Origin of the sequence: Streptomyces sp. CC228A (assembly GCF_021390935.1) — a bacterium.
Lineage (GTDB): Bacteria > Actinomycetota > Actinomycetes > Streptomycetales > Streptomycetaceae > Streptomyces.
Map to the genome: position 1 here is coordinate 466,750 of NZ_JAJPUI010000004.1, position 12,538 is coordinate 479,287.

Sequence of the window (12,538 nt, forward strand, 5' to 3'; positions counted from 1 at the left end):
CCATATCTTGGCCATGACCGGAATACGACGCTATGTACAGGCAGTGACGCCGCCGCCCGGCACCGTGGGGGTGCCGGGCGGCGGCGGGTGTGCTCCCGTGCGGGAAGGGCGTCAGATGGAGACGCCGTGGCTGCGCAGGTAGGCCAGCGGGTCGATGTCGGAGCCGTAGCCCGGGGCGGTCCGGATCTCGAAGTGCAGGTGCGGGCCGGTGGAGTTGCCGGTCGAGCCGGACAGGCCGATCTGCTGGCCGCCGCTGACGGTCTGGCCGGCGGAGACGGACAGGGAGGAGAGGTGGGCGTACTGCGAGTAGTTGCCGTCGGTGTGCTTGATGACGACCTCGTTGCCGTAGGCGCCGCTCCAGCCCGCGGAGACCACGGTGCCGGGGCCGACGGCCTTCACGGTGCTGCCGGAGCCGGCGGCGAAGTCGACACCGGTGTGGTAGCCGGAGGACCACATGGAGCCGGAGGCGCGGTACGGGGTGGTCACGCCGGCGGCGACCGGGGAGGTGTAGCCGGAGGCGGCGGGCGCGGCGGCCTTCGCCGGAGCGGTGGTCTTGGCGGCGGACCGCGAGGCACGCGTCTCGGCCGCGGCCTTCGGCTTGGCCTTGGGCTTGGGTGCGGCCTTGGCGGCGGCCTTCGGCGCGGCCTTCTTCTCGGCGCCGTACTTGGCGGAGTTCTTCGCACCGAGGGTGAGCTTCAGGCCCGGGTGGATGAGCGACGGGTCGTCACCGATGACCTGCCGGTTGTCGGCGTAGAGCTTCTTCCAGCCGCCCTTGACGTTCTTGTTGTGCGCGATCTTCGCGAGGTAGTCGCCGGCGACGACGGTGTAGACGCGGGGCGCGGGCTTCGCGGCGCGCTTCGCCTCGGTGGACTGGGCCGCCACCTGGGCGGCCTGCACGGCCTGCGCGAGCTGCTGCGGCGCTGCCGGGGCAGCGGCGGGCGCGGCGGCGTGGGCGCTGGTCGCGCCGAGGAGCGGCAGGGCGAGTGCGGCGGCGCCGCCCGTGCCTGCTGCGACGAAACCGCGGCCGAGGGCGAGGGACTTGGGACGGCGGTGCTTACCCTTCGCGGGCATGGCGAATTCCTCTCCGTCGCCTGCGAGGTGAGCTGTCGGGTTCGGGCTGGAGCTGCCCGGCCGCGCGGTGGCGCGACTTCACCCCGAGCCGTCCGGGAATTCCCGGCCGGCGAACTACCTGGTTCCCCCGCTCCTGCCACACGTGGGTGGGTGGGTGCCATATTCCGGGCGGTGGCAGGATTCGGCGGTCCGCCCGGATGGATCGTGACCGTAAACGAGGGAGGACGACGGGAACAAGCGACGGGTTTCCGCCATCGATTCACATGCGGGAATTCGCCGGGGAATTACGGTCACCCTCCGTGGATTACTGATCATGCATTCCCTTGCCACGCAGGGTATTTCACCCACCGCCGCGGCCACGGACCGTCACCTTTATGACGCTGCTCACGCGGCAGGCCCATCTCGCCCGCTACATGGGCACGTTACCCCCTAAGCGCCTTACCGACCTTAAAACCCATAGGCCACTCAAGCTATAGAATCCGGCAATACGGACAGAAGTGGCACCGTGCCACGAAATCCCCTGATGGCCCGTCACGCGATGGATGGGGCCCGGCGGCTCATGTCGTGACTAAACGCATAGAACCGACACAGAAAGGACAATGACACCCATAGGCGCCCGGTCCCCGGGAGTTCGGGGCTCCGACGGAGGCCCAACCTCCCCTGACGCGGCGTGAGGCACACCGCAGGGCGGCGGCTTCCGGTCGTAGCCCTCCCCGGGCAGCGCCGTCGGGTGCCCGTTCACCGAGCGGCGCCGTCACGTACCCCTTCACCGGGCAGCGGCGCCGGGCGGGCACGGGAAGGGCCGGCCGGTCACCGCGGAGGGTCCTGTGGCCGCGGCGCCCCGCCTTCCCCGCAGGGGCCTCCCACCGGGCAGGACCTCTCCCCGTGCAGGGTCTTCCCCGCCATCCGTCGCCCTGCCTACCGCGCGGGGTTCCCCCCTTCCATGCGGCGCCTGCCCGGCGCGCAGGGCCCCATTCGGCGTCACTCACCATGCAAGATCTCGCCGGTCATGCGGCACCTCGCGCCGTACAGGGCCATCCCCAGCGCCATACCGCGTCACCCCACCGTGCAGGGCCGTCGCCTGCCATGCCGCGCCACCCCGCCGTGCAGGGCCTCCGGCTGCCGTAGGAACGGGTTTGGCACGCCCTCGCCCTCCCGCCGCCCACCCCTCGGCCGCGCGGAGCACCGGCCGGCGGAGACCCCCACCCGGACAGCCGGGCCGCAGGCCGCGGGAGCCTACGCCCACCGGGGCAACGGATGTGCGACCTGCACGGACATGTATGGCCGGGGCAGCGATGTCGTATCGTCGGATCCGCGACATCGTCGGCGGCCGTCGCCGACGGCCGATGCCCTTGGAGCCGCCGTGACGCAGCAGCTGCCGCCCCTCCCGCCGACAGCGGAGCCGGAACTCAGCGGAGTACGCAACTTCCGGGACGTGGGCGGACTGCCTGCCGTGGACGGCCGGCGGGTGCGCCACGGGGTGCTGTACCGCAGCGGACACCTCGCGCACGCCACGGAGGAGGACGCGGTGTTCCTCGCGTCCCTGGACCTGCACACCGTGTTCGACTTCCGCAACGCCGCGGACCACGCGCTGGAAGGCCCCGACGTGGAGCTTCCGGGCGTGCGGAACGTGAACATACCGCTGTCCGACCCGGCCGACGGCGCGGAGTTCTGGCAGATGGTCCGCGACGGCGACATCCGGCAGCTGCGCGACCTGCTCGGCGACGGCAAGGCGGCGGCGCGCATGCGGTACGCGTACCGCCAGATCATGATCGAGCGCACCGCCGAGCACAGCCGTGTGGTGCACGCCCTCGCCGAGGACAGCGTGCCCGCCCTGATGCACTGCGCGGCCGGCAAGGACCGGGCGGGTCTCACCGTCGCCGTCGTGCTGCTGGCGGTGGGTGTGGAGCGGGACGCCATCGAGGAGGACTACCTCAAGTCCAACGCGCCGGGGCGCCGCTACAAGGTGCGGCGCAGCGACTCCTCCCCGGCCGGGATGTCGCCGGAGGTGATGGAGCTGCTGAGCCCGCTGTTCGACGCGCGCCGCGAGTACCTCGACACGGCGTACGCGACGATCGAGGAGACCTGGGGCTCCACCGAGCGGTACCTCACCGAGGGGCTGCGGCTGGACCCGGCGGTGCGGGAGCGGCTGAGCGAGCGGCTGCTGGGCGGCTGAGGCGGCGGGCGGGCTACTGGTTCTTCGCGCCGAACATGAACAGCAGGTAGAGGAAGGCCGCGAAGAGGTGGCCCGCCACGAGGTAGGCGAAGAGCCGCAGGATCAGCCCGCGCGGGAAGCCGCGGGTCTCGGTGTCGGGGTGGGGGACCTGGCGGTCGGACATGGAACCCTCCGGGGTGACGGGCCGGCCGGGCCGGCGCGGGGTGCCGCCGCGGTCAGTGGCGCCGGGCGGGGTCGCCGCCCAGGCACAGGTCGGCGGCGGCGCTCTGCATGAGCGTGTGGACGAACAGCAGCTCCGCCCCGCCCCGCGTCGCCGCGGAGATGCGGTGCGGGGTGAGCGAGTCGAAGTGCGCGCTGTCACCGGGGTCGAGCACGTGCACCGTCTCCCCCAGCGCCAGGCGTACGCGGCCGGTGAGGACGTGCAGCCACTCCTCGCCGGAGTGCACCCGCACCCGGTCGGGCTGCCCGGTGTAGGGGACCCGGACCCGCAGGGCCTGCATGGCCCGTCCGGCGGCGCCGGCCTGGCGGTAGGTCCAGCCGTCGGCCTCGACGGGCTCGGAGCGCCCGGCGCGGACGATCGGGTCCCGCTCGGGGGCCGTCTCGCCGAGCAGCTCGGAGACGGTGGTGCCGTACGTCCTGGCCAGTCCGAGCAGCATGGGCAGCGACGGCTGGCGGCGCGCGGTCTCCAGCCGGGAGAGGTGCGCGGGGGAGAGCCCGGCACGGGCGGCGGCGGCCTCCAGGGTGAGACCGCGGCGGCGGCGCAGCTCGCGCAGCCGGGGCGCGACGTCCGGCAGGGCGTCGGACGCCGGGACGCCCGGACCGGGGGCGCCGGGCGCCGCGTCGTGCGGCCTGGCGTGGACGGGCTCCGCGAGGAAGGGCGTACCTTCGGCGGTGGTCATGTGCCCATTGGGCCAGGAATTTTCCCCCAAGGCAATTTTCTTGCCTGAGAGGCAAAAGTCCCCGGTCAGCGGTTGGCGACCGCCTGCTTCACCAGCGTACGGCCGAAGTCCCACATGAGTCCCCCGCCGCTGTGCGCCTCGTCCATGACCTCGGTGAACGCCCCCACGAAGCGGTCCACGTCGTCCTCGCCGAGGACCAGGGGCGGAATCAGTTTGATCACCTCCAGGCGGTCGCCGGAGACCTGCGTGAGGATCCGGTGCCGCTGGAGCAGCGGCACCACGACCATCTGGGCGAACAGCCCCTTGCGCGCCGCCTGCAGCATGGTCCAGCGGCTGCGCAGTCCCAGCGAGGAGGGCCTGCCGAACTCGATGCCGATCATGAGTCCCCGGCCGCGGACGTCGTGGAGCATCTCGTAGCGGTCCGCCAGCGCGGCGAGCCGCGACTTCAGCAGGCCGCCCACCCGGCGGGCGCGCTCGACGAGTCCCTCCTGCTCGATGACCGCGAGGACGGCGAGGCCCGCGGCCATGGCCTGGGCGTTCGCGCCGAAGCTGGCGGAGTGGACGACGACGCGGTCCATCGAGGAGTAGACCTTCTTGAAGATCCCGTCCTTGCCGACGGTGGCGCTGACCGGCACGTATCCGCCCGACAGCGTCTTGGCCACGCACAGCAGGTCGGGCTCCACACCGTCCTCGTGCTGGTAGGCGTAGAAGTCGCCGGTGCGGCCGAGCCCGGTCTGCACCTCGTCGGCGATCAGCAGGGCGCCCCGCTGGTGCAGCAGCTCCTGGGCGGCCTTCAGGAAGCCCGGCGGGGCCTCCTGCACGCCCTTGCCCTGGATCGGCTCCACGATGAAGGCGGCGACGTCGCCCCGGCGCAGCTCCCGGTCGAGGGCGTCGAGGTCGCCCAGGGCGATCGCGGTGTCGGGCAGCAGCGGGCCGAAGCCCTCACGGAAGCCTGACTCCCCGTTGACGGACAGGGCGCCCGCGGTGAGCCCGTGGAAGGCGTGGCCGCAGTAGAGGACGCGGGGCCGCCCGGTGGCGTGGCGGGCGAACTTCAGCGCCGCCTCCACCGCCTCCGCGCCGCTGTTGCCGAAGTACACCCGGTCCAGGTGGGGCGAGTGGGCGAGCAGCCGCTCGGCCAGCAGGCCGGGCAGCGGGGCGCAGTCGAAGCGGGTCAGGTCGGGCAGCCCGGCGTCCAGGACGTCGTGCAGCGCCTTGCGGACGACGGGGTGGTGGCGGCCGACGCCCATGACGCCGAAGCCGGCGAGCATGTCGAGGTAGTCGTTGCCCTCGGCGTCCCACAGGTGGGCGCCCTCCCCCCGCTCGTACATCTTGTCGAAGCCGAGCGTGCGGAGCATACGGGGCAGTTGGTGGTTCAGGTGGCGGCTGTGCAGGGCGTACCGCTCCCCGCTCCGCTCCGCGAGCAGTCCGGCCAGGTCGAACTCGGTGTTCATGCGTCGCTCCGCACTCCGTTTCCCGCTTCGCTGCGCGGCTCCGCCGGCCGCGGCACGTGGTCCTTCGGGCGGCCGGGGGCCCCGGTGGTCGCTACGGCGGTGCCGGCGGGCCCGGGTCCCGCGGCGGTCGGCGCCCCGCCGGGTGCAACCCCGGGCAGGAGCCGCCGTGGCGGACCGTGCGGGCGCAGCGGTGCGCCGGCCTCGGTGTCCGCGGCCCGCGGTGCGGCCGCGGCCCGTACGGCGGCCGCGAGCGCGCGCCGCCCCGGCTGCCCGGGGGCGGCGCGGCGCACGGGCGCTCTCCGGAGGTGTCACGCTCGGGCCCCTTGTCGTCGTACGGCGCCGGTGCGGCGGACGGTGGTCGGTTCGGGTCCTGCCCGGGGAACGCGGGGGCGGCGCGCGGTCAGCTGCGGGTGCCGGACATGCTCTCGCGGGCGGCGCGCAGGGACTCGCGCAGGGAGCCCATGGTGGCCAGCACGGCGGTCGGCTCGTATCCGCAGTGCGCCATGCAGTTGGCGCAGCGTGGGTCCTTGCCGCGGCCGTACTTCTCCCAGTCGGTGTCCTCGACGAGTTCCCGGTACGTGGGGACGTAGCCGTCGCTCATCAGGTAGCAGGGCCGCTGCCAGCCGAAGAGGGAGTAGTTGGGGATGGCCCAGGCGGTGCACGGGAAGTCGGCCCTGCCTTCGAGGAAGTCGAGGAACAGCGGCGAGTGGTTGAGCCGCCAGCGCCGGCGGTTCCCTCCGGCGAAGGCCTTGCGGAAGAGTTCGCGGGTCTGCTCGACCCCGAGGAAGTGCTCCTGGTCGGGGGCTTTCTCGTAGGCGTAGGCGGGCGAGATCATCATTTCGTCCACCTTCAGGTCGTCGTTGAGGAAGTCGAGTACCTCGACGACGGTCTGCGGGGTGTCGGTGTTGAAGAACGTGGAATTCGTGGTGACCCGGAATCCGCGCCGCTGGGCTTCCTTGATGGCGGCGACGGCCTCGTCGAAGACGCCTTCCTTGGCGACGGATTCGTCGTGGCGTTCGCGGAGCCCGTCGATGTGCACGGCGAAGGCGAAGTACGGGGACGGGGTGAACTCGTCGAGTTTCCTGCGCAGCAGCAGCGCGTTGGTGCAGAGGAAGACGTACTTGCGGCGGGCCACCAGCTGGCGGACGATCTCGCCGATCTGGGGGTGCATCAGGGGTTCGCCGCCCGCGATGGACACCATGGGCGCGCCCGACTCCAGGACGGCGCCGACGGCCTGGGCGACGGGCATCCGCTGCTTCAGGACTCCGGCGGGGTGCTGGATCTTCCCGCAGCCCTCGCAGGCGAGGTTGCAGGCGTAGAGCGGTTCCAACTCGACGATGAGGGGGAACTTCTCACGCCTGCGGAGCTTCTGTCCGAGCAGATAGGTCCCGACCCGGACGGTCTGGCGAAGCGGCATGGCCATCTGGCTCACCTCCTGGGGAGCAGCAAAGAACGGTGCCATTCAAGGAATACGGGGCGTACGGCACGAAGAACACGGAAGGCCGATATTCCCCCGCGTACCGTCCCGATCCGGACCAGTTCGTGCTGCGGGGCGTCCACGACCACCCGGACGGCGGCAACCGGACGGGGGCCCGCGGTGAGCGCGGCGTGCAGGGTGGCGGCGGACTCCATGTCCACCGCGAGGGCGCCGGTGGCGTGCAGGGCGGCCCGCTCCCGGCCGCGGACCACGTGGTCCGTGCCGAGCAGGGGGCCGGTGTGGACGGTGCGGCCGGGCAGCGCACGGGCCACCGCCGCCGCCAGCGGCCCGGTGGCCGTACAGGGGGTGGTGCCGAGCGGCCCGCGGGTCTCGTCGGCGACGACCAGGTCCCCGGGGTGCATGCCCGGCGCGAGGCCCGCGCAGAACCCGGAGGCGATCACGGCGGCGCCGCGCAGCGGCCCGTCGGCGCGCAGCGCCTCCGCCACGGCCCGCCGGGCGTGGGCGGGTCCCATGCCGGTGCGCAGCACGGTGGCCGCTCCTGCGTCGGAGCCGCCCCGCAGGGCGAGCCGTTCGATGCCGAGCGCGCAGGCGACCAGGAGGGGCCCGGGCCCGGCGGCGTTCGGTTCCCGGGGCATCAGTCCTCCTTGCCGAAGGACGGCTCCCCGTGGAGGTACCGGCCCAGCGCGGTGAGCGGGAACACCTGCCGGTACAGGTGGTAGTTGATGGAGAAGTCCCAGGGGAAGCCCGTGCCGGTGAACTGCGGCTCGTCCCAGGAGCCGTCGGCGCGCTGGGTGCCGGCGAGCCAGCGCACGCCGCGCTCCACCGCCCGGGACTCGCGCTCGCCCGCCGCGAGCAGCGCCATGAGCGCCCACGCGGTCTGCGAGGCGGTGGAGGCGCCGCGGGCGATCCAGCTGCGGTCGCGGTAGGAGCGCAGGTCCTCACCCCAGCCGCCGTCCTCGTTCTGCACCGACTCCAGCCAGGCGACGGCGCGCCGGATCGCCGGGTGGGAGACGGGCAGCCCGGCGGCGGTGAGGGCGGGCACGACCGAGCCCGTGCCGTAGACGTGGTTGACGCCCCAGCGGCCGAACCACGAGCCGCCGGGCTCCTGCTCCGCGAGGAGCCAGTCGATGCCGCGGAGGGTGCGCGGGTCGCCGGCGAGGCCCTCGTGGGCGAGCATCTCCACGACGTGGGCGGTGACGTCGGCGGACGGCGGGTCGACGACCTCGCCGAAGTCGCAGAACGGCAGCTTGTTCGGCAGGGTGCTGGTGTTGTCGGCGTCGAAGGCGCCCCAGGCGCCGTCGCGGGACTGCATGCCGACGGTCCAGCGCACGGCCCGGGCGAGGGCGGCCTCCATCCGCGCCGGGTCGGGGTGCCGCACCCGGCGCAGCGCGAGGACGACCTCGGCGGTGTCGTCGATGTCGGGGTAGGTGTCGTTGTGGAACTCGAACGCCCAGCCGCCCGGCGGGAGGTGCGGGCGGCGTACGGCCCAGTCGCCGGGGCGGACGATCTGCTCGGCTAGCAGCCAGTCGGCCGCCCGGACGAGGGCCGGGTGGTCGGGGGGCAGTCCGGCGTCGGCGAGCGCGATGACGGCGAGGCCGGTGTCCCAGACGGGCGACTGGCACGCCTCGATCATGCGGACCCCGTCCTCCGGCCAGACGGCGAAGCGGTCGAGGGAGGCGAGACCCGCGCGCATCACGGGGTGGCCGAGGTCGTAGCCGAGCAGGTGCAGGGCGATGAGGGAGTAGACGGCGGGCGGTTGGATGCCGCCCCAGCAGCCGTCGTTCTCCTGCCGCTCGACGATCCAGCGGGCGGCGGCGTTCATGGCGGCCCGGCGCAGCGGCCGCGGGGCGACGCGGCGGTAGGCGTGCAGGGCCCGGTCCAGCCGCTGGAAGGCCCCCTCCCAGGTGGTGGCGGGGGCGAGCGGGCGGGGCGGGGCGGGGCGGCTGGGGTCGGTGTGCAGCTCGTCCAGCGCGAAGGGCGCGGGGCGCACGGGGCGCTTGGCGGACACGATGGTGAGCGGCACGATCGTCTGCCGGGCCCACTGGCCGAAGTCGTAGATGTTGAGCGGGAACCAGGGCGGCAGGTAGATCAGTTCGGGTGGCAGCTCGGGCAGGTCGTCCCACTTCCACCAGCCGAACAGCGCGAGCCAGATGCGGGTGAAGACGCGGCTGGCGGCGATGCCCCCGCCGTCGCGGACCCAGGCGGCCGCGCGGGCCATGTGGGGCGCGTCGGGCGGGTCTCCGGCGAGCCGCAGCGCCACGTACGCCTCGACGGTGGCGGACAGTTCGCCGGGCCCGCCGTGGAAGGTGGCCCAGGTGCCGTCCTCGCGCTGCCGGGAGCGGATCCAGCGGGCCGCGGCCGCGGTGGTGGGTCCGTCCCGGACGCCGAGGAACTCCCGCAGCAGCAGGTCCTCGGCGTCCATGGTGACGTTGGTCTCCAGGTCGCCCTTCCACCAGCCCTCGGCGTCCTGCAGGGCCAGCAGGTGCGCGGTGGCCCGCCGCACCGCGCGCTCGGCGGCGCCGCGTACGCCCCTGGCGGGCCCGTGGCCGGGGGTTCCGTGCGGGGCCGGTCGCCCGCGGACCGGTCCATGCCGTCGGTGGCGGCTGCCGGCTCGTCGCCCCGGGAGGCCGGCGCGGCGGTCCGGGCGGTCCCGGTGCCGCGGGCGGCGCCGGCCGGCCGCGGATCCGGGGAGGTCGGGTGCGGGTCCCCCGGCCGTGCCGCCGCGGGCGGGCCCGAGGTCGCGGGGCGCCGGCGGGAGCGCGGGGTCCCCGGCGGGGCGGGGGTCGAGGTGGTGTCGTCCGCTTCGGCGGCGGGCGCGGTCCTGGGGCGGGTGGCCCCGGCGCTGCCGTCGGTCGTCGCTGTCATGGCTTCCCCTTCGTGCAGTGAGTGCGCTGCTGCTACGGGTCTGCCGTCGGCCGGTGCCGCCGACGTACGTGGGCACCGGCCGCCGACCGCGAACTCATATGCGCGGGGACGTCATCCGCATCGCGATGGTGATCATCTCTTCCGTACGACGACGAAGTCGGCGAGCGCGGTGAGCTGCGCCCGCACCCGGGCCGGCATGTCGACCCGGTCCAGCGCCTCGATGGCCACGGTGTGCTGGCGGCGCGCCTCCTGGGCGGTCCAGTCGCGGCCGCCGGCCTCCTCGATGAGGGCCGCGCGGGTGGCGAACTCCTCCTCGGAGAAGCCGTCGAGGTCGGGGTTCTTGGCGTCCGCGGCGAGCAGTTCACCCAGCCGCTCGGAGGCGGGCCCGCCCGCGGCGAGCGCGGCGACCACGGGCAGGGACTTCTTGCGCTGCCGCAGGTCGCTCCACGTCTGCTTGCCGGTGGCGCCGGGGTCGCCCCAGATGCCGAGCAGGTCGTCGACGGCCTGGAACGCGAGGCCGAGGTGGTGGCCGTACGCCTCCAGGGCGTCCGCCGTGCGGTCGTCGGCACCGCCGAGGACGGCGCCGATGGACGCGGAGCAGGCGAGCAGGGCGCCGGTCTTGTTGCCCTCCATCTCCAGGCACTCCTCGACGGTGACCCGCTCGCGGTGCTCGTAGGAGATGTCCTGCGCCTGTCCGTCGATCAGCTTCCGCGTGGCGACGGTCAGCCGGCGGGTGGCGCGGCCCGCCTCGACCGTGCCGAGCTCAAGCAGGATCTCGTTGGCGAGGGCGAACAGCGCGTCGCCGACCAGGATGGCCTGCGCGGGGCCGTGCACCTTCCACACGGTGTCGCGGTGGCGGCGCTGCTCGTCGCCGTCCATCAGGTCGTCGTGCAGCAGGGAGAAGTTGTGCACCAGTTCCACGGCCACCGCGCCGGGGACGCCCGTCTCGGCGGGGGCGCCGGCCGCTTCCGCGGAGAGCAGGGCGAGGGCGGGGCGTACCGCCTTGCCTCCGTCGCCGTCGGCGGGCCGCCCGAGGGCGTCGATCCAGCCGAAGTGGTAGGCGGCGACGGTGTCCATGGGCTGCGCGAGCCGGTCGACGGCCGCGCGCAGCACCGGGGTGGCAAGGGTCCGGCCGCGCTCCAGGAGCGCGGTCACCTCCTCGGTGTCGACGGCGGGACTCGCCGGGGGCACAGTCGGCACGGTTTCTCCTCTGGTTGCGGTTCTCGGTCTCATACCGCCTCCTCAAGCGGGTGTACATGGGGGCGGCCGAGGGCCGAGAGGGCGGCGGACGCGGCGGTGAGGCCGCTGCGCACCGCTCCTTCCATGGTGGCGGGCCAGCCGGTGGCGGTCCACGCGCCGGCCAGGTAGAGGCCGGGGGCGTGCGTGCGCGCGCCCGGACGCAGCCGCCCGACACCGGGGGCGGGAGCGAACGTCGCCGTCCGCTCCCGTGTGACGAAGAAGTCCAGCACGCGGGCGCCGCGGGTGGGCGGGAGCAGCCGTTCGAGCTCCGGCAGGTAGCGCGCGCGCAGTTGCGCCACGGAGGCGTCGATCTCGTGGCCGGCGGCCGACTGGGACAGGGCGAGGTACTGCCCGCCGCCGCGGAGGCCGGAGGCGTCGGTGCGGTCGAAGACCCACTGGACGGGCGAGCCGAGGGCGGCGAAGAAGGGGCGGCGCAGCACGGTCCTGTCGTACAGGACGTGGATGTTGAGGATGGGCGCGGTGCCGATCCGCAGGAGTGCGCCGGGGTCGTCGACGGCGCCGGGCGGGAGGAGGTCGTGGGTCTCGCGCTGCGGGACGGCGAGGACGACGGTGTCGGCGTCCAGGGTGTCGCCGGGCACGGCGACGGTCCAGCCCCCGCCCGCGGGGCTGATGGTGCGCGCCTTGGTGCGGGTCAGGACGCGGACGCCGCGGGCTTCGAGGGCGGCGCGGGCCAGGGTGTCGTGGAGGTGGCCGAGGGGGACGCGGGCCCAGCCGAGGTCGGCGGCGCCGGGGTCGGACAGCAGTCCGGTCCTGAAGACCATGGCGGCCAGGCCGAGGGAGCTGTCCGCCGCCGGGGCGTTCAGGGTGGCGACGCCGACGAGGTCCCACAGGGCTTCGACGGCGCGCGGCGACTGGCCGTGCCGGGCCAGCCAGGTGGCGAAGTCGGTGCCGTCGAGTGCCGGGTCGGCGGGGTCGAGGGCCTTGAGGGCGAGGGCGGCGCGCCCCGCGCGGGCCCGGTCGGCGAGGGAGAGGTGCGGATAGGTCGCGAGGCCGGCGGCCAGGTGCAGCGGGGTGGGCAGGGCGGTCCTGCGGAGCCGGCCGAGGCGGCGGCCCTCGGGCCGGGCCGCGTCGACGACCGGTACGTCCAGCCGGTCCTGCAGCGGGGCGAGGTCCGCGCCGCCGACCTCGTCCAGGAACCACCGGTAGGCGGTGCAGCAGCGCATGTAGACGTGCTGGCCGTTGTCGACGGTGAGCTCGCCGCGCCGGAAGGAGAACGCGAGGCCGCCGAGCCGGGGCCGCCCCTCCAGCAGGGTGACCCGTACCCCGGCGTCGGCGAGCCGCAGCGCCGCGGTGATGCCGGCGAGGCCGCCGCCGACCACGACGGCGCTGCGGCCGGGGGCGCGCCGGGCGCCGGTCGGGCACCGCAGCCGGGTGCGGG

The 12,538-nt window shown here is 74.3% G+C and carries 10 protein-coding genes and 1 riboswitch; of the genes, 1 reads left to right on the top strand and 9 read right to left on the bottom strand.

Going from position 1 to position 12,538, the window contains the following annotated elements; genetic code table 11:
* Positions 1–111: 111 nt before the first annotated feature.
* The gene (locus L6E17_RS14970) at positions 112–1,071 is read right to left on the bottom strand and encodes a LysM peptidoglycan-binding domain-containing M23 family metallopeptidase (protein WP_236241260.1); all 960 of its coding nucleotides are present in this window, start codon (positions 1,069–1,071) and stop codon (positions 112–114) included.
* Between the two features lie 4 nt (positions 1,072–1,075).
* A riboswitch (cyclic di-AMP (ydaO/yuaA leader) is annotated at positions 1,076–1,234 on the bottom strand.
* A 1,200-nt stretch (positions 1,235–2,434) separates the two neighbouring features.
* Between L6E17_RS14970 and L6E17_RS14975 the strand changes: the two genes are divergently transcribed.
* Entirely contained in the window at positions 2,435–3,247 is an 813-nt protein-coding gene (locus L6E17_RS14975) for a tyrosine-protein phosphatase (RefSeq protein WP_236241261.1), read from the top strand.
* Positions 3,248–3,260: 13 nt separating this feature from the next.
* On the opposite strand, the gene L6E17_RS14980 is transcribed toward L6E17_RS14975, so the two are convergent.
* The 8 genes from L6E17_RS14980 to hpnE form a co-directional block, all read right to left on the bottom strand.
* Positions 3,261–3,410 (bottom strand): DUF6126 family protein, encoded by a 150-nt coding sequence (locus L6E17_RS14980; protein WP_236241262.1) that lies wholly within the window; start codon positions 3,408–3,410, stop codon positions 3,261–3,263.
* A gap of 52 nt (positions 3,411–3,462) precedes the next feature.
* Positions 3,463–4,146 (bottom strand): helix-turn-helix domain-containing protein, encoded by a 684-nt coding sequence (locus L6E17_RS14985; RefSeq protein WP_236241263.1) that lies wholly within the window; start codon positions 4,144–4,146, stop codon positions 3,463–3,465.
* Between the two features lie 65 nt (positions 4,147–4,211).
* Positions 4,212–5,597 (bottom strand): aspartate aminotransferase family protein, encoded by a 1,386-nt coding sequence (locus L6E17_RS14990; RefSeq protein WP_236241264.1) that lies wholly within the window; start codon positions 5,595–5,597, stop codon positions 4,212–4,214.
* Between the two features lie 400 nt (positions 5,598–5,997).
* Positions 5,998–7,020, bottom strand: a complete 1,023-nt coding sequence (hpnH, locus tag L6E17_RS14995; RefSeq protein ID WP_236241265.1) for an adenosyl-hopene transferase HpnH — start codon at positions 7,018–7,020, stop codon at positions 5,998–6,000.
* Positions 7,021–7,025: 5 nt separating this feature from the next.
* Entirely contained in the window at positions 7,026–7,670 is a 645-nt protein-coding gene (locus L6E17_RS15000; protein ID WP_236241266.1) for a 1-hydroxy-2-methyl-2-butenyl 4-diphosphate reductase, read from the bottom strand.
* On the bottom strand, positions 7,670–9,538 hold the full coding sequence (gene shc / locus L6E17_RS15005) for a squalene--hopene cyclase (RefSeq protein ID WP_374109054.1): 1,869 nt from the start codon (positions 9,536–9,538) through the stop codon (positions 7,670–7,672). The genes L6E17_RS15000 and shc overlap by 1 nt, the downstream gene beginning before the upstream one ends.
* A gap of 494 nt (positions 9,539–10,032) precedes the next feature.
* On the bottom strand, positions 10,033–11,091 hold the full coding sequence (locus L6E17_RS15010) for a polyprenyl synthetase family protein (protein WP_236241355.1): 1,059 nt from the start codon (positions 11,089–11,091) through the stop codon (positions 10,033–10,035).
* Between the two features lie 38 nt (positions 11,092–11,129).
* Positions 11,130–12,527, bottom strand: a complete 1,398-nt coding sequence (gene hpnE / locus L6E17_RS15015) for a hydroxysqualene dehydroxylase HpnE (RefSeq protein WP_236241356.1) — start codon at positions 12,525–12,527, stop codon at positions 11,130–11,132.
* Positions 12,528–12,538: the final 11 nt, after the last annotated feature.